General features: G+C 44.7%; 19 protein-coding genes and 1 tRNA gene. 15 read left to right on the plus strand and 5 right to left on the minus strand.

What is annotated here, in order from left to right:
* Positions 1-112: 112 nt before the first annotated feature.
* The 3 genes from ACKI5G_RS11355 to lysA form a co-directional block, all read right to left on the minus strand.
* Positions 113-198, minus strand: a tRNA-Ser gene (locus tag ACKI5G_RS11355).
* 83 nt (positions 199-281) lie between these two features.
* Positions 282-1,223, minus strand: a complete 942-nt coding sequence (locus ACKI5G_RS11360) for an AEC family transporter (protein ID WP_407400446.1) — start codon at positions 1,221-1,223, stop codon at positions 282-284.
* Between the two features lie 14 nt (positions 1,224-1,237).
* The gene (gene lysA / locus ACKI5G_RS11365; protein ID WP_407400448.1) at positions 1,238-2,500 is read right to left on the minus strand and encodes a diaminopimelate decarboxylase; all 1,263 of its coding nucleotides are present in this window, start codon (positions 2,498-2,500) and stop codon (positions 1,238-1,240) included.
* Between the two features lie 169 nt (positions 2,501-2,669).
* Here lysA and ACKI5G_RS11370 point away from each other — a divergent pair, with 169 nt between their 5' ends.
* The 7 genes from ACKI5G_RS11370 to ACKI5G_RS11400 all read left to right on the plus strand — a co-directional run bounded on the left by ACKI5G_RS11370 (position 2,670) and on the right by ACKI5G_RS11400 (position 12,115).
* Entirely contained in the window at positions 2,670-3,092 is a 423-nt protein-coding gene (locus tag ACKI5G_RS11370; protein ID WP_407400450.1) for a YkvA family protein, read from the plus strand.
* A gap of 42 nt (positions 3,093-3,134) precedes the next feature.
* Positions 3,135-5,618 carry a DNA topoisomerase 3 gene (locus ACKI5G_RS11375; protein WP_407400452.1) on the plus strand — a complete coding sequence of 828 codons (2,484 nt, stop codon included), beginning with the start codon at positions 3,135-3,137 and terminating at the stop codon, positions 5,616-5,618.
* Between the two features lie 17 nt (positions 5,619-5,635).
* Positions 5,636-6,982, plus strand: a complete 1,347-nt coding sequence (locus ACKI5G_RS11380; RefSeq protein WP_407400454.1) for a hemolysin family protein — start codon at positions 5,636-5,638, stop codon at positions 6,980-6,982.
* Between the two features lies 1 nt (position 6,983).
* Positions 6,984-8,894: an ABC-F family ATP-binding cassette domain-containing protein gene (locus ACKI5G_RS11385; RefSeq protein ID WP_407400456.1), complete on the plus strand. Its 1,911-nt coding sequence runs from the start codon at positions 6,984-6,986 to the stop codon at positions 8,892-8,894.
* A gap of 59 nt (positions 8,895-8,953) precedes the next feature.
* The gene (locus tag ACKI5G_RS11390) at positions 8,954-9,319 is read left to right on the plus strand and encodes a VOC family protein (RefSeq protein ID WP_407400458.1); all 366 of its coding nucleotides are present in this window, start codon (positions 8,954-8,956) and stop codon (positions 9,317-9,319) included.
* A gap of 106 nt (positions 9,320-9,425) precedes the next feature.
* Positions 9,426-10,703 carry a hexokinase gene (locus ACKI5G_RS11395; protein ID WP_407400460.1) on the plus strand — a complete coding sequence of 426 codons (1,278 nt, stop codon included), beginning with the start codon at positions 9,426-9,428 and terminating at the stop codon, positions 10,701-10,703.
* A 98-nt stretch (positions 10,704-10,801) separates the two neighbouring features.
* Positions 10,802-12,115, plus strand: coding sequence for a GDSL-type esterase/lipase family protein (locus ACKI5G_RS11400; RefSeq protein ID WP_407400462.1), 1,314 nt, complete (start codon positions 10,802-10,804; stop codon positions 12,113-12,115).
* Between the two features lie 47 nt (positions 12,116-12,162).
* On the opposite strand, the gene ACKI5G_RS11405 is transcribed toward ACKI5G_RS11400, so the two are convergent.
* Together ACKI5G_RS11405 and ACKI5G_RS11410 are read right to left on the minus strand one after the other, a co-directional pair.
* Entirely contained in the window at positions 12,163-12,468 is a 306-nt protein-coding gene (locus ACKI5G_RS11405; RefSeq protein WP_407400464.1) for a hypothetical protein, read from the minus strand.
* The gene (locus tag ACKI5G_RS11410; protein WP_407400466.1) at positions 12,452-14,164 is read right to left on the minus strand and encodes an ABC transporter ATP-binding protein/permease; all 1,713 of its coding nucleotides are present in this window, start codon (positions 14,162-14,164) and stop codon (positions 12,452-12,454) included. The genes ACKI5G_RS11405 and ACKI5G_RS11410 overlap by 17 nt, the downstream gene beginning before the upstream one ends.
* Positions 14,165-14,417: 253 nt before the next feature.
* Here ACKI5G_RS11410 and ACKI5G_RS11415 point away from each other — a divergent pair, with 253 nt between their 5' ends.
* The 8 genes from ACKI5G_RS11415 to ACKI5G_RS11450 all read left to right on the plus strand — a co-directional run.
* Complete coding sequence (locus ACKI5G_RS11415) at positions 14,418-15,077, plus strand: hypothetical protein (RefSeq protein ID WP_407400468.1); 660 nt, start codon at positions 14,418-14,420, stop codon at positions 15,075-15,077.
* A gap of 1 nt (position 15,078) precedes the next feature.
* Positions 15,079-15,714: a YigZ family protein gene (locus tag ACKI5G_RS11420; protein ID WP_407400470.1), complete on the plus strand. Its 636-nt coding sequence runs from the start codon at positions 15,079-15,081 to the stop codon at positions 15,712-15,714.
* Positions 15,715-15,943: 229 nt separating this feature from the next.
* A complete protein-coding gene (locus ACKI5G_RS11425) occupies positions 15,944-17,107 on the plus strand; it encodes a glucose-1-phosphate adenylyltransferase (RefSeq protein ID WP_407400472.1) in 1,164 nt (387 codons plus the stop codon).
* Positions 17,108-17,133: 26 nt separating this feature from the next.
* Positions 17,134-18,237 carry a glucose-1-phosphate adenylyltransferase subunit GlgD gene (gene glgD / locus ACKI5G_RS11430; RefSeq protein WP_407400474.1) on the plus strand — a complete coding sequence of 368 codons (1,104 nt, stop codon included), beginning with the start codon at positions 17,134-17,136 and terminating at the stop codon, positions 18,235-18,237.
* Positions 18,238-18,321: 84 nt separating this feature from the next.
* Positions 18,322-20,769 carry a glycogen/starch/alpha-glucan phosphorylase gene (locus tag ACKI5G_RS11435; protein ID WP_407400476.1) on the plus strand — a complete coding sequence of 816 codons (2,448 nt, stop codon included), beginning with the start codon at positions 18,322-18,324 and terminating at the stop codon, positions 20,767-20,769.
* Between the two features lie 12 nt (positions 20,770-20,781).
* Positions 20,782-23,214 (plus strand): 1,4-alpha-glucan branching protein GlgB, encoded by a 2,433-nt coding sequence (glgB, locus tag ACKI5G_RS11440; protein WP_407400478.1) that lies wholly within the window; start codon positions 20,782-20,784, stop codon positions 23,212-23,214.
* Between the two features lie 18 nt (positions 23,215-23,232).
* Complete coding sequence (glgA, locus tag ACKI5G_RS11445; protein WP_407400480.1) at positions 23,233-24,666, plus strand: glycogen synthase GlgA; 1,434 nt, start codon at positions 23,233-23,235, stop codon at positions 24,664-24,666.
* 26 nt (positions 24,667-24,692) lie between these two features.
* Positions 24,693-26,245: glycoside hydrolase family 13 protein (locus ACKI5G_RS11450; protein ID WP_407400482.1), on the plus strand; the 1,553-nt coding region annotated here is incomplete at its 3' end.

Here is a 26,245-nt window from a genome sequence, read left to right on the forward strand (position 1 = left end):
GATATGCATATAGCCCGTTGGGCTTGGAGCAAAGCGGGTACGAACGCGATTTGACAAAATAATTCCTCCTAAAAAAAGAGATTGCTGGTGAGCAATATTTAGATACGAATGACAGAGAGGTTGGGATTCGAACCCACGAACGCTATTAACCTCACCTGATTTCGAGTCAAGCACCTTCGACCACTCGGACACCTCTCCATAGCATTAAATTATATAGATGAATCCATCTGCATAACAGAGATATTATACACTAAAATGCGTCTAAAATAAAGAAAAAGGGCTTAAATAAGCCCTAAAGTCTTTCCAAGGAAAATCCAGCCGAAAATGGTGAAGCAGGATAGTCCAGAGGTCATTATTATGCAGTTGCCAGCCAGTTCATAATCGCTGTCCATTTGCTGGGCCATGGTAAAGCCCACCACAGCACATGGTGCTGCAAAAACAGTCATAAGGGATACCAGCTCAATATTTCGATATCCCATCCATACAGCAATGGGCAGAATAATTGCCGGAGCAATTACAAGTCTTCCTAGTGTACACAGCATGATGGACAGGTGGTCCTTCTTTATGCTGGAAATGGTAAAGGATGCGCCCAAAAGAATTAAAGCCAGTGGGGTTGTGGCACTGCCTATTTGGAAAATGGGCTTTAAAACTGCATTGGGTACTACAATATGGCATAGATTAAAGATGATACCAACAACACAGCCCAAGATCATAGGGTTGTGGGCTATCCCCAGAAGTACAGGCTTCAGTTTTATCTCGTTGCCTCGGAAGGTTTCAAAGATGGTTACGGCCAAAATGTTATATAGTGGTATAACCACCGTAATGAGCATAGCGGTAATGGCGATATTGTCCTGGCCATAAATATTGGCTGCCACAGGAATACCTATAATAATAAAATTACTTCGGTAAATGGAATGAATCATGGCCCCACGCCGTTTATTATCCGTGACGAAATAACAAACAACAACACTGGCTACTGCTACGGTAGCCAGAATGGCTATCAGGGTAAAAAGCAGCAGCTGAGGCTGAAAGGCAATACTGAAATCTGCCTGGTACATATTTTTAAATAAGAGGCAGAAAAAGAGAATCTTAAACACCAGCTTGTTCACATGGGCGATTTCATCCTTGGTGAGCAGCTGCATTTTTTTTGTCAGCATTCCCACACCTATAAGAATGGCTATAGGAAGGACTGCCTCCAGAGATACTATAAAATTACTGTACATTAATTATCCCAGCTTTACTTCATAATTGCCCCATCAAAACCGGTGAGTGTGGCGAAGTAATCATCCAGAGTTTCGGCACGGCGAATCATTTCCACGCTGCCGTCTTCACGTAATAAAAGCTCTGCACTTCTCAGCTTGCCGTTGTAGTTAAAGCCCATGGAATGGCCATGAGCACCGGTGTCGTGAATAACGATACGATCACCCATATCAATCTTTGGCAGCTGACGGTCAATGGCGAACTTGTCGTTGTTTTCGCACAGGGAACCGGTTACATCGTATACATGGTCCTTAGGGGCGTGTTCCTTGCCCACAACAGTAATATGATGATAAGCACCATAAAGGGCAGGACGCATGAGATTAGCCATGCAGGAATCAAGACCAATGTAATTTTTGTAGGTGTGCTTTTCATGGATAGCTGTGGAAACCAGATAGCCATAAGGACCGGTAATAGCACGGCCGGATTCAAAGCAGATGGCACAATTACCCAAACCGGCTGGCACCATTATATCATTATACAATTTATGGATAGCTTCGCCTACCTCCTCAAGATTAACTTCCTCCTGTGAAGGCTCATACGGGATGCCGATACCACCGCCGAGATTTACAAACTCCAGGGTAATGCCCAGCTTTTCCTTGATTTCCTTGGCAAGATTAAACATGATGGAGGCTGTAAGGGCAAATCCCTCAGTTCTCAGCTCGTTGGAAATAACCATACAGTGAAGGCCAAAGCGTTTTACACCGCGGTCCTGGGCCATTTTATAGGCCTCCAGAATCTGATCATGGGTAAGACCGTACTTGGCTTCCATTGGTTTGCCGATAATATCGTTGCCGGCAATAAGATTCCCCGGGTTGTAGCGGAAGGACATAATTTTTGGCATGCCCGCATGCTTTTCCAGATATTCTATGTGGGTAATGTCGTCAAGGTTGATTACAGCTCCCAGCTCAATGGCCTTCTGAAATTCGTCAGCAGGGGTATCATTGGAAGTAAGCATTATTTTTTCACCGGTAATACCAGCAGCCTCTGAAAGACAAAGCTCAGCCAGGGAGCTGCAGTCAGAGCCGGCACCCTCTTCGGCCAAAATCTGCATGAGTCTTGGATTTGGAGTGGCCTTTACAGCAAAATGCTCCCTGAACTCAGGAGCCCAGCTGAATGCTTTAAAAAGGCGACGGATGTTTGCCCTGATAGCCTTTTCATCATAGATGTGAAATGGTGTAGGGTATTTTGCAATAATTTCTTCCAGGCGCTGCTGGGAGATAGGGAAAACCTTTTCTTTCATAAACAAGCCCTCCATATTTTAATTTGGTAGTTATATCTAATTGATAAGCACTATTAATTACATAGATAGTATAAAATGTCATAGATAATATGTCAATTATATATTTTTTGTTATAGTATTATATTTTAATGTGGGTTTTGTGGTATACATTGAAACATGGTAAAATATTATGATAGACATGTATATGATTGCAGTAAATACAGAAGAAGGAGATGAGGTTATGAATCGGCTCTTTATGATTTTTCGTATGATACGCAAAGACATTGTTGTTATGCTCTTTGCTCTTATAAATCGTCGCACCCCAAAGATATTTCGGCTTGCCATATTGGCGGCTATTTTATATTTCGTCAGTCCGGTGGATATTGTTCCTGATGCCATTCCCGCCGCTGGCCTTGTGGATGATGCAGTAGTTGTGCCGGCTATATTGGCGGGGCTGCGCCAACTGCTCCCTCCGGAAGTGCTGGAGGATTGTGAGCATAGTGCTGGCCATTATGGAAAGTTCCTGCCCATAGTTGTGGTAATGGCCACAATATTACTGCTTTTGTGGACTTTCCTGGTGGTGTATGGAATATATAAGTTAATTTTTGCGTAATAAATAATTTTAAACAGATTTTATTCGAGAGGTTTTTTTACAGTGCGTTTATATATAGCAGAGAAGCCAAGCATGGGGGCTGAAATTGCCAAATGTCTTCCGGGACCAATGCGTCGGGGGGACGGCTTTATCGAAACCCAGGGTGGTATTGTTACTTGGGGATTTGGTCATATTTTAAGGCAGGCTGAGCCCCAGGAGTATGATGAAAAATATAAAAGTTGGCGGGCAGAGGATCTGCCCATCGTTCCTACGGAATGGAAATTATTGGTGGATGCCTCCTGTGCCAAGCAGTTTAATATTATAAAGGGACTTATAGATAAGGCTGATGAAATCGTTCACGCAGGTGACCCGGATAGAGAAGGACAGCTGTTAATAGATGAAGTGCTGGATTTTGTTGGCAATACAAAGCCAGTGAGGCGTATTCTTCTCAATGCCCTTGATGAAAAGAGCATTAAGGAAGCCAACAGCTCCCTCAGGGAAAACAGCGAGTTTTTTAACCTTAAACAGTCGGCTCTGGCCAGAGCACGGGCAGATTGGCTTATTGGCATGAATTTATCCAGAGCCTATACCCTGGCGGCCCAGAGGGCAGGCCATAGACGCCTTGTACTTCCAGTGGGACGGGTTAAGACTCCTACCCTTGCTTTAGTGGTGAGAAGGGAACGGGAAATAGAAAACTTTAAACCAGTGGACTACTATACCATAAAGGGTAAGTTTCACCATGAAAATGGAGATTTTTACGCTACCTGGAAGCCAAAGGATATTCAGGCTGGTCTGGATTTTGAGGGCAGACTGGTGGACAAGGCCGTGGCGGATGCAAAGCTCGCGGAATTCCTCGAGGCCCCAACAGATGGTGTTATAGCTGCCTACACCAAGAGCAAGAAGCAGGAGCAGCAGCGACTGCCATTTTCCTTGTCATCACTCCAGGTGCTGGCTGGAAAACGTTTTGGTTATGATCCCCAGCAGGTGCTGGATACAGCCCAGAAGCTATACGAGCGAAAGCTCACAACATATCCCCGTTCTGACTGTGAGTATTTGCCTACCAACCAGTTCAAGGATAATGGGGCAATTTTAAAGCATTTACAAAATTTTGGCGATGAGCAGCTGGCCAAGTGGGCGGCAGCAGCAGATGGTTCAATTAAGAGCCGCGCCTGGAATGACAAGAAGATTTCTGCCCATCACGCTATTATCCCCACCCGTGTTCCGGCCGGGGCGGAGAAGCTGACACCGATGGAGCGGAATATTTATTTTTTGGTGGCCCAGGCATATATTGCCCAGTTCTATCCTGTGCATACATATAATCAGACCAAAATCGAGATTGATTACAAGGATGAGCTTTTCACAGCCAGCGGCAGAGTAGAGCTGGATTTGGGCTGGAAGGCCCTTTATACCTCCCAGGCCAAGGATAAAAGCGAAGAAAATGGCGATAACGGGGATAACAGCGAGGAAGATGATAGTGCTTCCTTGCCTATGATGAAGAAAAAGGATGGGGTCACTTACCTTGAAGGTGAAATGAGCCAGAAGGCCACCAAGCCACCGGTGAGATTTACCACCTCTACCCTGTTGGCGGCCATGAAGGATATTCACAAATTCGTAAAGGACCCAGAGTCCAAGAAAAAGCTTAAGGATGTATATGGCATCGGTACAGAGGCCACCAGAGCTACCATTATCGATGATCTTATCCGTCGTAAGTTTATGAACCAGACCGGAAAGAAAAAATATCTCCAGCCTACCCAGTCGGCCTATATGCTCATTGATGCCATGCCGGAGGAACTGTCATATCCGGATTTTACAGCTATTTGGGAGGACAAACTGCATTCCATGGCTGATGGGGACGGCGCATTAAGCGATTTCATTGAAAATCAGGTGAAATTCACCACAGAGCTCTGTCAAAAGGCCTATGGTGCCAAATTACAGGTGGCTTCCACCACAGAAGGCGGTGAAGCTGCCAATGTGTGTCCGCGGTGCAAAAGTGGCGTGTTATTGAAACGTCATGGCAAAAACGGTGATTTTTGGGGTTGCTCTGCCTTTCCTAAATGCCGTATGACCTGTGATGACAAGGATGGTAAACCGGATTTGGCGGGGGCAAAATCCCGTGTCCGGAGTCGTGGCAGCTTCGGAGTCAATAATGTAAAGGATGCCCCTTCAACCTTTGGGGAAATGCCCTTTGGCAATCCTTATATCAGTGAAGAAGAAATGCAGGCCTTTAACCAGGAATTCCAGCTCATGGATTCCTTTACGGCTTCTGCCTCCAGTGGCTACAATGAAACAATACCTTCCTTTGGTAAGCCACGCACCAGTGACAATCAGGGCGGCTGGAGCAAGGATGAGCCAAAGGCTTCGGCGGCACCTATGGAGCACTTAATTTCAGATAATAAAAAGGCTGATTCCAAATATCTCTGTCCGAAGTGCCGAGAGGGCAGTTTGAGACGCATCAAGGGCCGCAACGGCAATTTCTGGGGCTGCAGCAATTATCCCCGTTGTACAGCCACCTTTGATGACGAAAAGAGCATGCCTGTTTTCAATTAACATGGGAGGAAATTTTCTTGGATATAACAGAGGTTATAATCAAACTTATAATCATAGTAATTTTGGTTGCCCTTAATGGTTTTTTTGTGGCGGCAGAGTTTGCCATTGTAAAAATGCGAATGTCCCGTTTAAATTCCATGATAGAGGCGGGTAACCGTCGGGCGGTTTATGCCAAGCCATTGGTGGAGCATGTGGATGTTTCCCTCTCCGTAACCCAGCTGGGTATAACCATGGCTTCACTGGGCCTTGGTCTTTTGGGAGAGCCTACTATCAGCCATGTGTTGAAGCCGGTTTTTGAAATTATTGGCCTTGGGGGAGCACTGTCCACCACCGTATCCTTTATCATTGCCTTTTCACTGGTAACGGCGGCTACTATTATTATTGGTGAGCTGATTCCCAAAAATGTGGCAATCCAGCAGGTGGAAAGGGTAATGCTGGCCGTGGCCATTCCGCTTATGTTCTTTCAGAAAATCATGTATCCCTCAGTATGGGTACTGAACAAGGTGGCGGTATTTGTGGCCGGGATTTTCGGCATTGATATTTCCAACAACGGTGATGAAGTGGCCCATACAGAAGATGAAATCAGGCGTCTTATGGAGGAAAGCCACAAGCAGGGATATATTGACAAAACAGAGCTGGATTTTGTGGACAACGTATTTGATTTTGCTGACCGCAATGTACGTGAAATCATGATTCCGCGTACTGATATGGTATGCCTCTATTTGGAGGACAGCTTTGAGGAGAATATCAAGGTGGCCATGGAGGAGCACCTTACACGTTATCCGGTGTGTGGCGAGGACAAGGACGATATTGTGGGATTTTTGCATATTAAGGATTTGATGCAGTCCCTTTACAAACGTCGTCGACCTATCCTGAGAAAGCTGGTACGCCGTACTCTGGTGGTGCCGGAAACCATGAAAATCAGTATGCTGTTGAAGATGATGCAGAAGCAGCGTTCCCAGCTGGCCATTGTGGTGGATGAATACGGTGGCACCGCAGGCATGGTTACCATCGAGGATGTCATTGAGGAAATCGTAGGTGAAATTCAGGACGAATTTGACCAGGAACGCCCTTCCATCGAAAAGCGCTCTGACCTTATCTACTCCATTGATGCCATGCTGTTATTGGAGGAAGTAAGTGATATTTTTGAAATGGAAATTGAGGCGGATAATATTGATACAATTGGAGGCTGGCTCTATAACAATGTTCAGTCACCTCCTATGATTGGCATGAAGGCATCCTGTGACTGCGTGGATTTCTTTGTGGAAGAAATCGATAATTTGCGCATTACCAGAATATTGCTTCAGTTGAAGAAGCCGCTGGTGGAGGACCATCCGGAAATCACCGCCGAGGAGGAAGTATAACTTGGTTTTGACAGTGGAAGACCTGGGCAAGAGCTACGGCGAAAAAGTCTTGTTCAGTCATGTAAATCTCAATGTAAATGAAAATGATAAAATCGGTATAGTAGGTGTAAATGGTACAGGCAAATCCACATTTTTGAAAACAGTGGCGGGGAAGCTCACAGCGGATACAGGCAATATGGTGACCATGAGAAATCTTCGCATCAGTTTTTTGGAGCAGTCCAAGGAATTTGACATGGAAAATACCGTGTTAATGGAGGTTTTTAAGGATGACAGCCCACTGATGAGAGCCCTTAGGGATTATGAGGCAGCTCTGGCCAAGACTGAGGCCGGGGACGTTTCCCCGGAGGTACAACAGGCCTTGGTTAACGCCTCTGCCAAAATAGACAGCGTTAATGGCTGGAATATGGAAAGTGAAGCCAAGACAATTTTGAATCATTTGGGTATCCACGATTTTGAGGCCAAGGTGGGAAGCTTATCCTCAGGCCAACAAAAGCGTATGGCCCTTGCTACTGCCCTTATTCAGCCCTGCGATCTGCTGATTTTGGATGAGCCAACAAACCATTTGGACAGTGAAACGATTGGGTGGCTGGAGGAATATCTTGCCCGCTGGAAGGGCTCCCTTTTGACAGTAACCCATGACCGTTATTTTCTGGACAGGGTTACTAATGGAATATTGGAATTTGACAAGGGGCGGACCTACAGCTATGATGGCAACTATTCCCAGTTTTTGGAATTAAAGGCAGCCCGTATTGAGCAGGAGGAAGCGGGAGAACGCAAGCGTCAGAATTTCCTTCGCAATGAGCTGGCATGGATACGTCGTGGAGCCCAGGCCCGCAGTACAAAGCAGAAGGCCCGTATTCAGCGTTATGAGCAGGTGAGGGACCAGAAGGTGGACCTTAACCGCAATCAGGTGGAAATCGGTCTGGCAGGAAGTCGCCTGGGGAGAAAGATAATCGAGCTGGAAAATGTCACCTATGAATGGGAAGGGAAAACCTATATCAATGATTTTACCTACACCGTACTCAGAAATGACAGGATTGGCATTTTAGGTGGAAATGGCACCGGAAAATCCACCCTTCTTAATATCATTGCGGGGCGTCTCCAGCCCACAAAGGGTATAGTGGAAATTGGACAGACCGTTAAATTGGGGTATTTTGCCCAGACCAATGTGGAAATGGATGGGCGGCTTAGGGCCAAGGAATACATTCAGGAGGCGGCCCATTATATTACCATGGCTGATGGTACCAAGCTGTCAGCAGGTCAGCTGATGGAAAAATTTCTGTTTCCTCCTGATCTTCAGTGGACGGAAATTTCCCGTCTGTCAGGAGGCGAAAAGCGTCGTCTGTACCTTTTGCGGATTTTAATGGAGGAGCCAAATGTACTGCTTTTGGATGAGCCTACCAATGATTTGGATTTGGACACCATGGCGGTATTGGAGAATTTTATAGAGGATTTCAATGGTGCTATCATTTTCGTTTCTCATGACCGCTTCTTTACTGACCGCATGGCCCAAAAGGTATTTGTATTTGATGATGATGCCCATGTGCAGATTTTCATGGGTGGCTATTCCGACTATAAGGCAAAGGCTGATGCAGAGCAGGCTGAAAAAATCCAGCTTCAGCGTCGTGTGGAAAAGGCCAAGGCCACAGCAGAGCCAGCCACCGAAAGGATAAAGCCCAAAAGCAAAAACAAAGGCCTTAGCTATAATGAGGCCAAGGAATATGCTGAAATAGAGGCTGTAATCGCCAGCAAGGAAAGTGAGCTTAAGGTAGTGGAAATGCAGATGTCCATGAACGGCTCGGATTATGATATGCTGCGGGAGCTTACCGTGGAACAGGAGCGGCTTGCCGCTGAGCTTGATAGCCTTATGGATCGCTGGGCATATCTGGAGGAAAAGGCTCAGGAGTCATAAAATGAATGTTTTTGGCTTAAATATATGTATTTTATTTTTTAAAAAAGGAGTTTTGGGTAATGAAATTTACTATGGCACATAGCAGTATTGCAGTTAAGGACGTGGAGCGTTCCGTGGAGTTTTATAAAAAGGCTGTTGGCCTTAAGGTGAAAAACGTTAAGGATTTGCCCCATATAAATCTCACTTATATGGTGGATGAGGAGGAATCCGGTTATGAATTGGAAATTACTCTGAAAAAGGACCATGAGGGGGATTATAATTTAGGTGAAAATCCTGTTCATCTGGCTTTCTGGGTGGATGATTACAAGGAAGCCCTGGATATGCATCAGGAGATGGGCTGCGTATTAAGAGTAGTGGAGCCGGCTGGGATTCATTTTATCCAGGATCCGGACGGCTATGTTACTGAAATAATGCCAAGAGGATAAGTCGTTCTAATGGGGAACACCCAATGTTATCAGCTGAAAAGCTACGTCGGTATCTGGAAGGCAGACGGAGTAGCTGTTCGGAATATTTTGAATGGGGGCACGCAGGGTGGCTTTTAATGAGGTTTTATACAAGGAAATAATGGATGAGCTGGATATCAGTAAGGAATTTATTACTGATGTGGCTGGGGCCTTTCGCTGGGACCTGGAGCAGGGGCTTAAGAAAAGCGAATATTCTTCCCTGCCCATGCTGCCTTCCTTCATTGGCTTGCCTGATGGCAATGAAAAAGGAGAATATCTGGCTGTAGATTTTGGGGGTACCAATGTGCGGGCGTCCGTTGTACGTCTTATGGGAAACAGCACCTATGAAGTTCTGCGCTGGGTGGAAAAGCCTCTGGTAACTGCTGAATATAATTTAATCAACAGTTCTGCCTCCCCTGATGCTCTCTTTGATTTTTTGGCAGAAACAGTGGGAGAAGCGGTTAATGGAGATAAGGAAAGGACGTATTTTTTGGGGCATACCTTTTCCTTTGGTACGGAGCAAAAGGATATTAATCGGGCACGGCTCATAAAATGGGCCAAGGAATTTGCTGTACCAGGGGTTGAGGGAGAGGACATTAATGATTTGCTGGAAAAGGCCCTTATCCGCAGAGGCTTTGGCAATATAAAGCCCGTGGCAATTCTCAATGATACTGTGGCAGTGCTTTTGGCTTCGGCATACACATATCCTGATACCCGTATAGGTTCTATTTATGCTACTGGCTATAATACTTGTTATATGGAGGTTATGCCGGATGTGGGAAGACCGGCCTGTATTATTAATATGGAGTCCGGGGCCTTTTCCAAGATGATTCCAAGCAAATGGGACCTTGAGCTGGACAGGGCTTCTGAGCAGCCTGGACGTCAGCGTTTGGAAAAAATGGTATCGGGAAAATATATTGGGGAGCTGTTCAGCAGGCTCACAAAGGAAATTTTAGATTTATCCCAAAAGCCAAACTTTTCCACTGTGGATATGTCTGCCATAATGGAAGACAGTTCCGGGGCAGCCAAAATATTTGATGGTACCTTGGGAAAGGTGGCTGGGGATGAAGAAATTATTGAAAAGCTGCGTAATCTGGCCAAGGTCATTACTATCCGTTCTGCCCGTATTGTGGCTGCTTCCTGGGCCGGCACCCTGTGGCATATAGCCGGCTGTGGCAGGGTGGAGCCACAGCATATAGCTGTGGATGGTTCCTTGTTTCAGCACATGCCTTATGTTCAGGAGAATGTCAGACGGGCCCTTTATGAAATAATGGGTGCTGAAGCAGGAGGCTTGGAGCCGGTTCTTGTGAAGGATGGCTCCAGTATCGGTGCCGCCATAGCCGCAGCCGTTGCAACCTGTCGTTAATAGTGATAAGCTATTATACAAGTATTACTTTTTGCCTATGTGATTAGGTAAAAAAATATGGATAAAGCAAGTTTATCTATGTACTTGGGAGAGATAACATGAAGTTTTCTAATAAAATTGTGGTAGCGGTCATAGTCGGCCTAATGTCCTTTTCCGGCGTGGTTGTGGCGGAGGATATTAATACTGAGGCTATTGGTAATGCCATTGGCAATATAACTAATGAGCTTGATGCTAAAACAGAGCTTCAGGCAGAGCCATTGAATAAAGTACGGATTAGTTGGAAAACTATTCCGGGTGCAGTCAGCTATCGCTTGGTTATAACAGATGGGGACAGCACCAGCAAGGAAGCTGAGGTAAAGCATTTTAACCTTATCCCAAACAATGGCTATGAGCTGGATACGGCCAATATGTTTAAGGCCAGGGATTATTATTGGCGGGTGTGTCCGCTGAATTATGACGGCAATGTCATGGGCGCTTACAGTGCTCCTAAGCCCCTTATTGGTGAGGAGGTAAATCCAAAAGCCCCACTGGCTACTACGGAGTTTGAAAAAATGGCATATACTCCATTGTACCCGGTTTTTTCTTGGATTCCCGTTGATGGCAGTGGTGGTTATGAAATCAAGGTCAGCCGCGAAAATAAATTTTCTCCGGGCCGTTATGAAGAGGTTCGGGTAATGACTACCAAGAACAATGTTTACTACGAAGAAGGTGGCTACACCTGGCCGGGTCATTATATGTGGCAGGTCCGTTCCCAAAACAAGGCGGGGGAGCCCAATACCGAATGGTCTGAACCAAAATATTTTGATGTGGAGCAGCACGTGCGGGTTGCGGCCCTTGGTGATAGTATCACCCATGGAGGGGGCGTATGTAATGTGCCTCCAGGATATGCTATGTACAGCTGGGAATATTATTGTCAGGTTCCCGTTAAGAATTTAGGACGAAGTGGCGACAGTGTTCAGGACATGGCCAATCGCTTTGATCAGGATGTGATGGCTTTTTCTCCGGGCATGCTGATAATAATGGGTGGCGTGAATAACTTTCGGGCTGGTGAAGACGGCTGGGATACCATCGCCGCCATGGAACAGATATTGGCAGAATGCCAATACCACAATGTCATTCCTGTATTTGTAACGGCTACTCCAATAAATCCTGGCTTAATGTCAAAGGTACCTACCATTGAAACGGCGGCCTGGAACTGGAAGGAGCAACAGCAGCTTTTGAATCAGTGGATAAAGAATCAGCCATATCATGTGGATGTGACTCCGGCTCTCACTGATGCCAATGGGCAGCTGAAGGCAGAGCTCACCACCGATGGACTACATCCGGATCATCTGGGCAAAAAAATAATCGGGGAGACCATAAGCAATTATCTGCTTACCACCTTCCCTTCCTACAATTTAACAGCAAAATAAGCAACTAAAAAGCTGTCTCACGAAACAAACGTGAGGCAGCTTTTTAGTTACAGGAGTACCATCATAATGGAGCCGATGAACATGGCTATGCTCATTCCCTTTAAGAGATTGGACATAAACCAATCCTGATTTCCTCTGGCCTTTTTTAAAATTACATGAAATTCATATATGAGGAAGGAGGCGGTAAAAAAACACAGAGGCAAATCACCGTCGGAAAGGCCAAAGAGAAATAAGACCAAAGACAGGGCCATGCCGGCTTTTTCACCATTGCTGAAGGTGGGCTCTGGTTTACTGTTATTGTCCTCGATAGGTATTTTTGAACGCATTCCGGGCATATTAAACGGTCCTTTCAATCATCCAGGCACCGCCTCCTATGAGGCGGAGAATAGTATTATGACGGGATAGTAATGTGGAACGGTGCCCCACACTTATCACAGACATCTCAGGTAATTGGGCTTTCAGGGCATCGTAGGAATGAGCCTCCATGTCCTCGTCCATGGCTGAGGTTGATTCATCCAGGAACACCATTTCCGGCTTAAAGAGCAATATACGGATAAAGGCGATACGTTGTTGCTCCCCCAGTGACAGGATACGGCTCCAGTCGTCCACGTCGTCCAGACGGCTTGTTAAATCTGTCAGACCAAAATCCTTAAGATATGCTCCCAAATCTATGGAGTCATTTTCGGGAACGTTTTGCGGGTAATAAATGGCCTGACGAAGGGTACCCAGTGGAAGGTATGGACGTTGTGGCAGGAACATAAGACGCCACTTATCCGGCCTTGCAATTGTACCGCTGCCGTAAGGCCAAATATTCGCAAGGGCCCTTAAAAGGGTACTTTTACCGGAACCGGAAGGCCCGCTTATAAGGGCATATTCGCCAGGAGTAAATTCCAGATTAAGGCTTTCGATGATTTTTTTGCCCTCTGGAAGGAGAATATCCATATTCTCAAGGGACAGTTTGTTATCTGTATTATTAATAGTATTGAAGTCGGATTTGAGTTCGTCCACTTCTTCCATGTGGGCGGTGAAGTCACCAAGTCGGCGGATAACCGCTGCATACTGGGCGATGGAATCGTAGGCTGTAACAAAGTAGCTCAGGGCATCCTGCACCCTGCCAAAGGCACTGATGGTCTGCATCAGGCCACCCAGCTGCATTTCTCCGGAAAAATATTTTGGTGCCGCCATAATAAGTGGATAAATAATGGCCAGCTGGGCATAACCGTTAATGTAGAAGTTCAGCAGCTTGGTCCGCTTCATGAGGCCCCAGAAGTTTTGTACCACCATTTTAAAGCGGTCCCCAAAGCCGTTTAATTCAGGTGACTCACCCCGATAAAAGGCGATGCTTTCGCTGTTTTCACGGACCCGCACCATGTTAAAACGGAAGTCAGCCTCGTAGCGCTGCTGGTCATAGTTCAGCTTTATCAGCTTGCGGCCAACCATATGAGCAAGCCAGGTGCCCAAAATGGAATAGAGCAGGGATAACCATACCATATATCCAGGAATGGAAATAGCCGTTTCCCCTAATGTAAGGTCCAAGGTACCGGAAAGATTCCACAGTACAAAGATAAAGGCTCCCAAAATGGTCAGTTGCTTTAAGAAATTAAGAGAAAGGGAAAGGGTCAGGGTAATAAAGGAATTAATGTCCTCGGAAATACGCTGGTCCGGGTTATCCATGTCTGACTTAAAAATCTGGAGCTTGTAATAGATCTGTTTGGCCATCCAGCTGTTCAGATAATTGTCGGTCATCCATGTACGCCATTTTATTTGTAGCATTTGCTGCAAATAAATAGCATAAACAGCAGCTATTATGTATATGAAAGCTATAAGGGTAAAGTGTCCCACCAGGGGCCAGAAATTTTCAAAATCATAATTTTGCAGGGCATTATAAAAATCATTATTCCATTGATTAAGCATTACCAGGAGATAAACCTGGGCCAGATTTAGGATGATGATAACTGCAAGCATGCCCCGTGCCCACCATCGTTCTTCTGATTTCCAATAAGAGCGCATCATACTCCAGATGCTTTTCGCAATATCCTTTTTCGTCATTAGGAGTCTCCTTTTTATAAAAATAACTTTTATAATTATAACGCTATTGTTCAAATTTTTCTTCTTTAAGAAGAAAAATCTTCCAATTAGCGTTTCAACGAGTTGGGAGATCCAACTAAACATATTAAAACTCGTTATAACAAACAATTAAAGGGTATTGTATGAAAACTGTGATATTTTGCCTCAACCCCAGTTTGGTGTATAATATCTTAATAGATTTTGTGTTGTCTAAATTCGGTTGAAGGGATTTATTATGTTATTGCCTGTTTTAATTGCAATTATAGTTCTGGCCCTGATGGTTCTGGTGCTGGAAAAGAATATTAAAAGCCGCATGGCATTTTATGCCTTTTGTGGTTCCCTTTTGTTGGCTCTTTCCATTGTGGGCTATGGCTATTATTCCAGTACCTCCGACTCCTACGCGGAGCTGGATGAGTCGGCTATTCGACATATTACAGCCCAGCAGCTGGCCTTTGGCGAATGGTATACCAATTACAAGAAAAAGCTGGATGCCATTGATTATTGTTGGGTATCCTATTATCGTATCATGAAGGATTTTAAAGATGAGGAAATATCCCTGCGTGAGGCATATAACCGCCTTTCCCAGCTGGAATCAAACGTAGTCAGCCTTCATAATGAAATTTATCAGATGGCACCGCCCATTAGCCTTGATGATGCCAATTATGATTTAACGTCCTCTATTTTAAAAAAAACCAAGGCGTATTCTGATGGTCAGCTAAAGACAATACGGGCCACCAGGATGATGGCGGATCCGGAAAAAATGCCTACAGAAAATCATGATGTGCAGTTGGGGTATTTAAAAGATGCCATGCTTGTAAATTCACCGGATATGCTCTTTACTGCCGGTGAGATTAATTCACTCAGGAAAAATCTTACCATACCGGAGGTGAACTGACATGCAGCCATACAAAACCACCTCTGATTTTGGAACCTCATATTATGAAATTCAGAAATCAAAATTTTATACATATACGGCCCATGTGGAGGATGAGGCAGCAGCCAGAGAATTTGTGCAAAGTATTAAGAAAAAGCATTTTGATGCCCGTCACAATTGCTCTGCATGGATTCTTGGTACTGACAGCAGTCAGCAAAAATCCAATGATGACGGGGAGCCTGGGGGAACTGCAGGAAATCCCATATTGGAAGCTATTAAACAGCATGGCCTCACCAATGTTGTGGTGGTAGTGACCCGTTATTTTGGGGGAATAAAGCTGGGAGCTGGCGGCCTTATCAGAGCCTACAATCATTCAGCCTCATTGGGGCTGGAAGCCACACCTCAGGTGGAGGTAAGGCCATTTTGCAGGGTTTCGGCGGAAATGGATTATACCTTGCTGGGTTCTGTGGAAAATTGGGTACGAACCAATAATCTTCGCTCCGGGGAAACGGAGTATACCGATAAGGTGACCGTAAAGCTGTTAATTGAGCCTGATGATGTGGAAAAAATACAGCTATCCTTGGTGGATTTAACGGCAGGCAGGTGTGACATTGATGTAGCCGCTCCTGAATATTTGATGGTTCCGGTGGAAAAATAGTTTTGACAGCATAATATATATCTGAATTCTGTGAAAAAGATAGGAAAAAACGTTTATTTTTTCAACAAAACTACTTTTTTGCAGGATTTTTTTTTTATATGAAGAAATAGTTACAGTACAAATAATATATTATTAATTTTCAGTAGTGTAGTTTTTCAGGTAACGGCTACGTAGGGAAATATATACAATGGCTGAGCCTGGAGCTGAATTAAGCGCAGGAGTGAGTTTTATGAGTAAGACAACATGTGTGGCCATGATACTGGCAGGTGGTCAGGGAAGCCGCCTGGGGGCACTAACTAAAAATATTGCCAAACCAGCAGTACCATTTGGTGGTAAGTATCGAATTATTGATTTCCCACTGTCAAATTGTGCCAATTCCGGCATAGACAAGGTTGGTGTGCTGACACAGTACCGCCCATTGGAGCTTCATACTTATCTGGGCACTGGTGATTCCTGGGACTTGGATAAGTCAGATGGTGGCGTGTTCATTTTGCCACCTTATGCAAGGGACAAGGGGGCAGACTGGTACAAGGGTACAGCAGATGCCATCTATCAGAATCTGAATTTTATTGACATGGTAGATCCAGAATATGTGCTGGTGCTTTCCGGCGACCATATTTATACCATGGACTATGCCAAAATGCTGGCAGCCCACAGAGCCAACAAAGCCGATGCTACCATCGGTGTATTTGAGGTGCCTTGGGATGAAGCACCACGCTTTGGCATTATGAATACCGATGAAAAGGACGGCCGTATTGTAGAATTTGAGGAGAAACCTGCAAAACCAAAGAGCAATCTGGCTTCCATGGGTATTTATATTTTCAACCGTGATTTCTTGGATAGGTACCTTAAAGAAGATGCTACTGATGATAACTCCTCCCACGATTTCGGCAAGAATATTATTCCTGCTATGTTAAAGGATGAGGCAAGGATGTATTCCTATGCCTTCGAGGGCTACTGGAAGGATGTTGGAACTATTGAGAGCCTGTGGCAGGCCAATATGGACCTTCTGCAGGATGAACCTCCATTCTCCTTTACCAGTGCATGGAAAATTTATTCCAATAATCCATCCCTGCCACCTCATTATTTAGGCAGGGATGCCAAAGTCACCTGCTCAATGCTGAATGAAGGCTCCATGGTTATGGGAGAAGTGGACCATTCAGTATTGTTCTCCGGTGTTAAAATTGGTAAGGGGGCCAAGGTTACAAATTCAGTAATTATGCCATTTACCGTTATTGAGGAAAATGCAGTAATTGACCACGCCATTGTGGCCCAGAACTGCGTGATTTCCGCCGGTGCTCACGTTGCTGGTTCAGAGGGAGCTATTGCCGTGGTTCCAGAAGGTGAAACTGTTACGGCAGAGCAGGCAAGTGTGGGACAGCAGGTAAGCTGATTTAGGAAACGAGAATGGAGTTGATCATGTTGGGTAATGTAATGGGGATTATAAGACTCGATGGTGCCAACAGTATGCTGAAGGAGCTTTGTGAACACCGTCCAGTGGCCGCACTTCCTATTGCCGGCCGCTATCGTATACTGGATTTTGCCATGTCCAGTTTGGTAAACTCTGGTATTGGTCATGTAGGTGTTCTGGTATCAAAAAAGGCAAGACCTGTTTTTGACCATCTGCGCTCCGGTAAGGATTGGGATTTGGCACGTCATCGTGATGGCTTGGCTTATCTCCCTAATGACGGCGAAAATGGTAATAATAGTGCTCTCGCCGGACTTTATCAAAATATAGATTTCGTTATGCGCAGTTCTGCTGAGTACGTGTTCCTGGTACAGGCTGATACAGTATATAACATTGATTTTAGACATGTTCTTCTGTTCCACCAGAATACTGGGGCAGATATCACCATGGTATATTGCAAGGCGCGGGAAGACCTGCCGGGGGAGGCAGCTTCCATGCAGGTTGCTGAAAATGGCAAGGTGACTGACATCGCTAAGCGTATGACCTCTACCAAGGGGTCCAATGACTTCATGGGTATCTATCTCATGAGAAAGGATACTTTGGTGAAGCTGGTTACCTCTACCTTTGAGCGTGGAGGCAACAGTATGCTGGTGGATGGCATTATACGTCACATGGATAATTTCAGCATTTATGGTTACGAGCACAAGGGCTTTTCTACCAGAATTAATTCCACCATGGCCTACTTTAACGCCAACAAGGCCATATTAAATCCTGATATTTGGAATGAGCTCTTTATGAGTGAACATCCTATCCACACCAAGACAAAGGATGCGGCTCCGGTGCAGTACAAGAATACTGCAAAGGTTACCAATTCCCTCATCGGCAATGGCTGTGAGATTTATGGTGAGGTTGAGGACAGTATTCTCTTTAGAGGCGTAAGGGTGGCTGAAGGCGTAAAGATTAAGGATTGCATTATTATGGAGCAATGCCAGATAGAGCAGTATGCAATGCTCAGGGATGTAATCTGCGACAAGAATGTTGTCGTTTCTGAGGATCAGTGGTTAAAAGGTGCTGAGAATTATCCTTTGATTATTGCTAAGAGCACCGTTATTTAATAATTGATTTCAGGCCGCTGATGATAAGGGTTATCCTGTCGTCAGGGGCCTGTTTGGCTTTTTTTATTATATGGGAGTGATTATATGGCATTTATTGAAAGAGATATTGATGAAATCAAGGATGAACTTAAAGAACGCTTTATACTTACATCCAAGATACTGTATGGACGCGAGCTTTCAGAGCTTTCCCAGAATGAGGTATATAATGCTGTTGCAGCAGTGGTAAAGCAGTACACCACTGAAAATTGGATTAAGACCAACAAACAGTACGCTATTAATGACAATAAGCAGATTTATTATTTTTCAATTGAGTTCCTGTTGGGCAGACTTCTCAACACCAATTTGATTAATTTGGATTTGAAGAATGCCCTGAAAATCGTATTGAAGGAACTGGATGTGAAGCTGGACGATATTTACAATGAGGAGCCTGATGCAGGCCTTGGTAATGGCGGCTTGGGACGATTGGCAGCTTGCTTCATTGATTCCATGGCTTCTCTGGCTTTGCCTGCCCATGGTTGTGGCCTTCGCTATCAGTATGGCCTTTTTGAGCAGAAAATCATCAATGGAACCCAGATTGAGATTCCGGATAACTGGCTTCGTGATGGCTACGCATGGGAATTCAGAAAGCCTAACAAGGCTGTAAATGTCCGTGTTGGCGGTCATGCCTACATGAAGGAGGTTCCTGGCGAGGAAAATTTACAGCTTGTTTATGAGGGCTATACCGACATTATGGCCGTTCCGTATGATGTGCCTGTTATCGGCTACAAGAATACAACGGTCAATACCCTGCGCCTTTGGAATGCAGAGGTTAATATGGACTTTTCCGACTATGGCACCCTGACTCAGGAGGAGATAAATCAGCGTCAGGAATATCGTCGTTGGGTAAACCGTATCACTGAATACCTGTATCCTGATGACAGACTTTCGGATGGTAAGAAGCTCCGCCTGTTGCAGGAGTATTTCTTTGTGTCTGCTGGCGTCCAGAGTATTATTCGTCACTTCATGCTGACACATGACAATGTTTATGATCTTTCCGACAAAATTGGTATTCATATTAATGATACCCATCCAGCCACCGCTGTACCGGAAATGATGCGTATTTTGGTGGATGACTATGGACTTGAGTGGGAAGATGCGTGGGATATTACTACCCAGACCTGTGCATATACCAACCACACCATTTTGCCGGAAGCACTGGAGAAATGGGATGTGGGGCTCTTTAAGGAGACACTGCCTCGTATATACATGATAGTGGAGGAAATTAACCGTCGCTTCCTGGAGGGGATTCGCAAGAAATATCCAGGTGACGAGGAGCTTGTTCGTGAGCTGTCCATCATTGAAAATGGTCAGGTTCACATGGCACGTTTGGCAGTGGTTGGCTCTTACAGCGTTAATGGCGTGGCCAAAATTCATTCAGATATCTTGAAGACCAGTACCTTGAAATATTTCTATAAGGTATTCCCTAGAAAATTCAATAATAAGACCAATGGTATCACCCATCGTCGTTGGCTTATCAGTGCAAATAATGATTTGGCACATCTCATAGATGATAAGCTGACCCGTGAGTGGCGCCAAAATATTAAGCTTTTAAAGAAAATTAATGATTATGTGGATGATCCTGATTTCCTGAAGGCTATCAAGAAGGTAAAGAGGGCAAGAAAACGGGCTTTGGCACAGTATGTATGGTCCCATAACAAGGTTCGTGTAAAGATTGATTCCATCTTTGACATTCAGGTTAAGCGAATTCACTCCTACAAGCGTCAGCTTATGAATATACTGCATATTATGTATCAGTATAACCGCTTGAAGAATGACCCTGATTACGATATGCCTGTACCGGTGGTATACTTCTTCGGTGGCAAGGCTGCGCCTGGTTACTACACAGCCAAGGAGACAATCCGTCTTATCAATGCAGTGGCTGACAAGATTAATAATGATGAGAGTATTAACGGTAAGATTAAGGTAATATTCCTGGAGAACTTCGGAGTGTCCTTGGGTGAAATGGTATATCCGGCAGCTGATGTCAGCGAGCAGATTTCCACCGCCTCCAAGGAAGCATCTGGTACAGGCAACATGAAATTTATGATGAATGGTGCCATAACTCTGGGAACCATGGACGGTGCCAATGTAGAAATTCATGAGCAGGTGGGCGACGATAATTGCGTAATCTTCGGGCTAAGAGCTGATGAGGTTATTTCCTACTATGAAAATGGAAATTATAACGCGTGGGATGAATACAATACCAATGAAAATGTCCGCACTGTTATGAATCAGCTTACTGATGGTACCTATGGTAATTTCCAGACATTATTTGATTATCTGATTAACAGTAATGATGAGTTCTTCATCTTGAAGGACTTTAACGCATATATTGAAGCTCATGAGGAAATCGTCCGTCGTTATCAGGATCAGGATGCATGGCTTAGATCCTCTGCTGTCAATATTGCAAATTCTGGTATTTTCTCCTCAGACCGTACCATTACTGAGTATGCTGAGGATATTTGGGATATTGAGCCTGTAGAGATTAAGTAAGAGGGGATATACATGGAGACATCAGAGTTAAGCGAGTATGATTTGTTCTTGTTCCATCAGGGGACTAATTACCGTGCCTATGAAATGTTAGGTGCCCATATAATGGAGCAGAACGGTAAAAAAGGTGTACGATTTACAGTTTGGGCACCTCATGCCAAGGAAGTTTCAGTTGTGGGTGATTTCAATAACTGGGATACAAGAGTAAATAAAATGTCCAAACTGGGGGATGGAGAGATATGGAATCTCTTTATCCCCGATGTCGGGTCTGGTACTGTGTACAAATATGCTATTTTGCCACAGCATGAGGGACCACATATTATGAAGGCTGATCCCTATGGCTTTTTTGCCGAGAAAAAGCCTGAGACTGCTTCTATTGTTTATGAATTGGGAAACTACAAATGGAAGGACAGCAAGTGGGCTAAATTCAAGGAGGACCACCCTTCCTACACCCGTCCAATGCTCACCTATGAGGTTCATCTAGGTTCCTGGAGACGTACTCCTGATGGGGAGTATCTTTCCTATATGGATATGGCTGACCAGCTGGTGGACTATGTAAAGAGCATGAACTACACCCATATTGAATTGATGCCGCTTTGCGAGCATCCGTTTGACGGGTCATGGGGCTATCAGGCCACCGGTTATTATGCTGTTACCAGTCGTTATGGTACTCCTGATGAGTTCCGTTATTTGGTGGACAAGGCTCATCAGGCTGGTATCGGCATCATTATGGACTGGGTTCCTGGTCATTTCTGTAAGGACAATCAGGGGCTTCGTGATTTTGACGGCCAGAATTTGTACGAATCCGACAATATACAACGTGCTGATAATGCAGGCTGGGGTACTGTAAACTTTGACTATGGCCGTACTGAGGTACAGAGCTTCCTCATTTCTAATGCCATGTTCTGGATGGATCAGTATCATATTGATGGTTTGCGCATTGATGCTGTGGCAAACATGCTGTATCTAAATTACGGTCGTCAGGATGGCGACTGGGTGCCTAATAAATTTGGCGGCGATGGTAATCTGGAGGCCATTGATTTTCTGCACAAGCTAAATGAGGCAGTATTCAAGAATTACCCTCAGGCATTGATGATTGCTGAGGAATCCACCTCATGGCCAAATATTTCCAAGCCGGTTTACATGGGGGGCATGGGCTTTAATTATAAGTGGAATATGGGCTGGATGAATGATATTCTGCGCTATATCAGTCTGGACCCTGTTTATCGTAAGTGGCACCACGACAAGCTGACCTTCTCCCTGATGTATGCCTTTAGTGAGAATTTTGTGTTGCCCTTGTCCCATGACGAAGTGGTTCATGGCAAGTGTTCACTTATAAGTAAAATGCCAGGTGATTATTGGCAGAAATTTGCCGGTCTTCGTGCCTTCTTCGGCTATTGGATGGCTCATCCAGGCAAGAAGCTGCTCTTTATGGGCGGCGAGTTCGGTCAGTTTATCGAATGGAATTTCGACGACAGTCTTGATTGGCATTTGGTGGAGCAGTATGAAAAGCATACCCAGATGCTGGAATATTCACGGGCCCTTAATAAATTCTACGTTGATCACAAAGCGTTCTGGGAGGTGGATTTTGACTGGAGAGGCTTTGAGTGGATTGATTGCGATAATGCTGATGACAGCTTGGTATCCTTTATTCGTAAGGCTGAGGATGGCTCCTTCATTATTGCCATTTCAAACTTTACACCAGAGGTGCGTCATGGATATCGCTTTGGCGTTCCGGAGGCTGGTGTTTACAGGGAAATATTTAATAGTGATGCAGAGGAATATGGTGGTTCCAATGTGCTGAATGATTATGATATAGTCTCCGAGGATGTGGAATGGCAGGGGAAGGCAAATTCCATTCTTGTTACAGTTCCACCTTTGGCAACCATTTATTTGGAATTACAGTCCCCCAGTGACGATGGGGTGAAGAAAAAGACTACATCCCAAAAGACTACAGTAAAGGCCAAGACCACTGCAGCCAAGACCAAGACTACTGCAAAAGCTAAAAAAGAGGAAACTGACGCAGAAGAATCAACGGCCAAGAAAAAAACTGCAGTAAAGAAAACCACAACTGCAAAGAAAACAACGACTACGACTAAAACAACGACTACAAGGAAAACTTCCACGGCAAAGAAGACTGCAACCACTAAAACCGCTGCTGCCAAAGCCAAGGAGGAAAAGGAAACCAAGCCTAAGACAACAAGAACCAGAAAAACAGCTGTAAAGGCTAAGGATGATGAGGAAAAGGAAGTAAAGCCTAAAACTACCCGTGGCAGGAAGCCAAAAGCTGAAGCTGCCCAGGAGGCTGAAGCCAAACCTAAGACCCGTACCAAAAAGGCCACAACTGCAAAGGCTAAAGAAGAAAAAGATTCAAAAGCCACTATAAAAAAGGAAGAGGTAAGTGAGAAGCCAAAGAAAACGACCAGGGGTCGAAAAAAGGCCGAGTAATAGAGAGAGGTGCAAGTTATGAAAGTTTTGTATGTAGTTTCTGAAGCAGTTCCTTTTATTAAGACTGGTGGATTGGCTGATGTGGCCGGTTCCTTGCCAAAATACCTTAAGGCGGAAGGCGTTGATGCCAGAGTTATTCTGCCTAAGTACAGCTCCATTTCTGAGGAATATCGCAACACGATGGAGCATGTGGGAGATATTACAGTACCAGTATCCTGGCGTGAGAAATATGCCGGGGTGGACAAGCTGGAATATGAAGGCGTTACCTACTATTTTGTAGATAACCAGGAATACTTCTATCGCGATGGCCTTTATGGCTACTTTGATGATGCTGAGAGATTTTCCTTCTTCTCCCGTGCTGTGTTGAATTTATTGCCAACCATGGATTTCTGGCCTGATGTAATCAACAGCAATGACTGGCACGCAGCCTTGGTAAATGTGTTCCTGAAGCTGGAGCATCAGGGAGATAGCCGTTACGAAAATATTAAGACCGTATTCTCCATCCACAATCTTAAGTATCAGGGCATTTTCGACAAGAATATTATGGGAGATGTACTGGGCCTTGATTGGCAGTATTTCAATAACGGCGATTTGGAGTTCAATGATTGTGTGAACTTTATGAAGGGCGGTATTGTTTATGCGGATAAAATCAGTACCGTAAGCCGTACTTACGCAGAGGAAATTCAATATGAATTCTTCGGTGAAAATCTGGATGGTCTGCTTCGTTCCCGTTGTGAGGATTTGCGGGGAATTATAAACGGTATTGATAATTCTGTATATGATCCGGCAACTGATAAATACCTCTATGAGAACTTTGATGCCAATTCTCTGGATAAGAAGCTGACCAACAAGGAAAAGCTACAGGCACAGCTGGGACTTCCTGTAAGCCGCAGTACCCCAATGCTGGCAATGGTATCCCGTTTGGTGGAGAACAAGGGTATTGAGCTTATTACCAGAATTTTAGATGAGCTTTTGACCCATGAGGACTGCCAGTTCGTTATTCTGGGTACTGGTGACAAGGTTTATGAGGATTGGTTCCGGGAGCTCCAGTGGCGTTTCCCTACCAAGGTGTCCGTAAATATTTATTTCTCCAATGATTTGGCCCAAAAGATTTATGGTAGTGCGGACTTCTTCCTTATGCCATCTATTTTTGAACCATGTGGTATTGGCCAGATGATAGCTCTTCGTTATGGTACTGTGCCAATTGTTCGCGAAACAGGTGGACTTAAGGATACTGTAAAACCATTTAACAAGTATGATAACACCGGCAATGGCTACACCTTTGCCAATATAAATGCCCATGATTTGATGTACTGCATTAAGCGTGCCCTCACTGAATATGATAATATTCAGATTTGGAATATGCTACAGCATAATGCCATCAGGTCTAATTTCGATTGGAAAAAGTCAGCAAGTGAATATATTGATATGTACAAGCAGCTTTTAGCCTAGTGCTTATGCTATAAGGAGGTCATTATGTGGCTGCTCTATTAAACGTTATTCACGACTCGCAAAATGAATTTTACCGTTTTCCTGTTGGGGCGGCTGCCACCGAAAGTAAGGTGCGGCTGAGATTAAAGGTGGAAACCGACAAGGAAACAGAAATCAGTGGTATCAAAATCCGTATATGGGAGGACCGTGTAGGAGAGACCCTTTATAGTATGGCCAGGATGGAAGATGGGGAATACTATGAGGGATATGTTAATATGCCTAAAACGGGAACCCTGCTTTGGTACTATTTCATAATCAGCGTTGATGGAAAGATTTGTTTTTACAGCAACAATGATGAGCTGATGGGGGGAGTGGGTCTTCTGGCTGATTGCCCTCATTCAGCTTACCAGATAACAGTTTACGATAAGGAATCCAAAACGCCTGACTGGTTTAAGCACTCTGTAATGTATCAGATTTTTCCTGATCGGTTCTACCGTAAGGGAAATGAAATGGTGGAGAAGCCAAATGCCCTGTACCATGCGTCGTGGAAGGATAAACCGCGATACTATAAGGATCCGGATAATGGGGAAATTATCGCCTATGATTTCTTTGGGGGAAATTTTGCCGGTATCAGGGAAAAGCTTCCTTACTTAAGAGATTTGGGGATATCAGTGGTATATCTGAATCCAATATTCGAATCTGCCAGCAACCATCATTATGATACTGGTAATTACATGAAAACAGACCCTATCCTTGGTACGAACGAGGAATTTGCCCAGCTTTGTGCAGAGGGCAAGAAAATGGGGATAAGGTTCATCTTGGATGGTGTGTTCAGTCATACCGGCGAAGACAGTATCTATTTCAACAAATATGGCAATTATGATTCAGTGGGTGCCTGTCAGAGCAAGGATTCACCTTATTACAGCTGGTACAGTTTTATTGATTATCCGGACAAATATGAGAGCTGGTGGGGCTTTACCAATCTACCAAATGTGAGGGAGGAGACCCCGGCCTATATGGATTACATTATCCATAAAGAGGATAGTGTACTTCATTATTGGAATAAACAGGGTATCAGCGGTTGGCGTCTGGATGTAATTGATGAGTTGCCGGAAAAATTCTCTCAGTCCTTTTACAAGGAGCTGAAAAATACTGATCCGGATTCGGTACTTATCGGCGAGGTGTGGGAGGATGCCTCCAACAAGGTGGCCTATGGTGTAAACCGACATTATCTTTGTGGCTATGAGATTGATTCTGCCATGAATTATCCTTTCCGCAGGATAGTTATGGACTTCCTTTTGGGGTATGTGGACGGCTATCAGGTTTGTCGAAGGATAATGAGCCTTAAGGAGAATTATCCAGTTCAGAACTTTTATGCCATGATGAACCTTTTGGGAAGTCATGATCGGGAGCGTATACTGACCATATTGGGTGAAGCACCTTCCTGTGAGGGAGTTCCGGAGAGAATTCAGGCAAATTATAAGCTCGATGATGAAAAACTGAAGCTGGGTAAAAGCCGCCTAAAAATAGCTGCAGCGTGGCAGATGACCTTCCCGGGTGTGCCATGTATATATTATGGTGATGAGATTGGTATGGAGGG

Source organism: Anaerovibrio sp. (assembly GCF_045637405.1).
Lineage (GTDB): Bacteria > Bacillota > Negativicutes > Selenomonadales > Selenomonadaceae > Anaerovibrio.